This is a genomic window from Vibrio fujianensis (genome assembly GCF_002749895.1).
GTDB lineage: Bacteria > Pseudomonadota > Gammaproteobacteria > Enterobacterales > Vibrionaceae > Vibrio > Vibrio fujianensis.
The window spans coordinates 175,484-177,973 of record NZ_NBUS01000039.1 but is presented as its reverse complement, the minus strand read 5'-3'; the positions used below and the strand labels follow the sequence as shown (position 1 = coordinate 177,973).

At 41.8% G+C, this 2,490-nt stretch carries 1 protein-coding gene; it reads right to left on the bottom strand.

Going from position 1 to position 2,490, the window contains the following annotated elements; translation table 11 throughout:
• Positions 1-270 precede the first annotated feature (270 nt).
• Positions 271-1,815, bottom strand: a complete 1,545-nt coding sequence (locus tag B7C60_RS05595) for a hypothetical protein (protein WP_245868628.1) — start codon at positions 1,813-1,815, stop codon at positions 271-273.
• Positions 1,816-2,490: the final 675 nt, after the last annotated feature.

Below are 2,490 nucleotides of genomic sequence, written 5' to 3'. Positions count from 1 at the left end.
ACTGAACTAACTTCACCACTTGCAGTGAACTAAATTCCCCTCCCTCGGAGGGGTGGCAGGCGAAGCCTGACGGGGTGGTTGGGTTTTTAAACTAAGTTCCTAGGCACTAGGTGAGGGCAGATCCTAGGAAAAACAAAAGCTAGAGCCTGAGTATGAGTTATTCGTAACGAAACCACCCCGCCCTGCGGGCACCCCTCCGAAGGAGGGGAATTAACCCCACGTTTTTCCACTAAGTTACGTTTATACTTTTGTCCTAGAGTCCTACTTCCTTTATTCTTCTAACCATACCCAGGTATAAGGTTGACGTTTAAGCAAGTCTTGTTGATCTTGCTGGGCAGCGATGTTTTTTAGGAGTGGGATAAAATCAACCGAGAGATCTGACAGACTTGGTTTTGCTAAGTTCTGATGTTGATATAAAAAGGCTTCTTTTACTTCAGGTGATTCACTAACCATAAAGGAGACGCTTGCAGCTTTTTGCTCTAAACCCTCATCAATATCCGTATTATTAAACTTCAATATTGGTAGTGTTGACTGAATGGGTGTATAAAATACCTGCCTTAGGGATCTGGTTGAGTCTATAGTAAGTGTTGCGCTTAATGATGCTCGCTGAGCGCCCTCTGCTGCTGATAAACTCCCAGTATCAATGGTTAAGCATTGACGATCAGTGTCAGTAGTACACTTATCGAGTGTAGGCCGATTTGCTTCTGGTATCCGGTCGAACACTTTATCTGCATCAAGGCTCCGATTGACTGTGCCTTGAACAACGTGTGTTACCCCCCAGTAGGTGAAAGCGTTAGGGACATCTTGTTTCCCCTCTAAATAGAGATAGTAATTGTCATCACCAATTCTCTCTGCATAACTAAATTTATCATTTATAACAATGCCATCTTTGATTAGTGGCTGCCATAAATAAGCATAATTAGCATGTGCTAATTGCTGCTTGCCGTTGACAAATAATAAAGCATTTTCAATAACTAAATCACTAGTCAATGTTGCATCATTATCATAGTTGATTATGACATTTTTTTGATCATCGAGTCGTATTGAGTTGCCTTTGGTACCTCTTTGATTAAAATCGATAAATTTAAAGCTTCTTGGTGCAAGAAGTTGGTTACCTGATTCAGTTGTTTCATAAGTGATAGCGAGTAAGGGGAGCTGCTGGCTTACAAACTCTATTTCGTCCTCACCAGACTTATCTTGTAAATAATTTTCCGCTAAATCTGCGTTTAGATCTTGATATACCGTATTAAATCCCGAAAATTGATGCTTTATACCAGCTGATTTTGGTGTGATAAATCCAGCGACTTCACGTTTTACTGGATTAGCATTGCTGGAACCTAAGCATGGATCGCTTGGTCTTTTAGCTTGATCGGTATATACAAAAAATGAATCAGGCAGTAGGACTTTTGCAAAAGTTGTGACATGACTAATACCGTTAGTATTAAATTTAGCAAAGCTTACGTAACCATCGTTAGGAATTTCATTTTGGGCAAAACTCAACTTATTTGATGATAAATTTGTATTTTCAAATATCTTCCGTACGCTTCCGTCATGATTGTGAATAATCACACTGTAGTCTTTTGTGGGTTCAACGGGAAATGCGATAATTTTATCGCGTGCTCCATTTTCTTTTTCAGGGCCGTATCCAAAAATTTGGCAGTTACCCGTAGTAGCTTGAAAATCAGTACCCAAAAAACTAATCGTATATTTTTTTACCGGTGGTGGCGTTGGGGTGCTAGAGTTGCCGCTCTCCCCACCGCCACAGCCGAAGAGGGTAAGGGCGATGACGGTTGTTATCATAGATTTTTGCATCATAAGGTCTCTAACAAGTTGACGTTGAAAATTGCGTTACAAATATTATGCAATAAATAGACCAGAACATACCAATGCCGTGGTTTTTTAAATCATCAAATCTAATCGTATTCTATAGCCATAAAAACCACCCCGCCCTACGGGCACCCCTCCGAAGGAGGGGAATTAACCTCGCATTTTTCCATATCGTTAATTTATATTTTCAACATCAACACTCGTCATTGCCGCGCAAATACTCGCTAACTTCACCCCTCCACTGAACTAACTTCACCACTTGCAGTGAACTAAATTCCCCTCCCTCGGAGGGGTGGCAGGCGAAGCCTGACGGGGTGGTTGTGGTTTTTTAAACTAAGTTGCTAGGCACTAGGTGAGGGCAGATTCTAGGAAAAACAAAAGCTAGAGCCTGAGTATGAGTTATTCGTAACGAAACCACCCCGCCCTACGGGCACCCCTCCGGAGGAGGGGAATTAACCCCACATTTTTCCATATCGTTAATTTATATTTTCAACATCAACACTCGTCATTGCCGCGCAAATACTCGCTAACGTCACCATTTTCACTGAACTAACTTCACCACTCGCACTGAACTAAATTCCCCTCCGAAGGAGGGGAATTACACTATAACCTAAAAACTTACTTCGCCGGTCTGCTGTACCAAGGGCTTCGGGCATCTGTCAT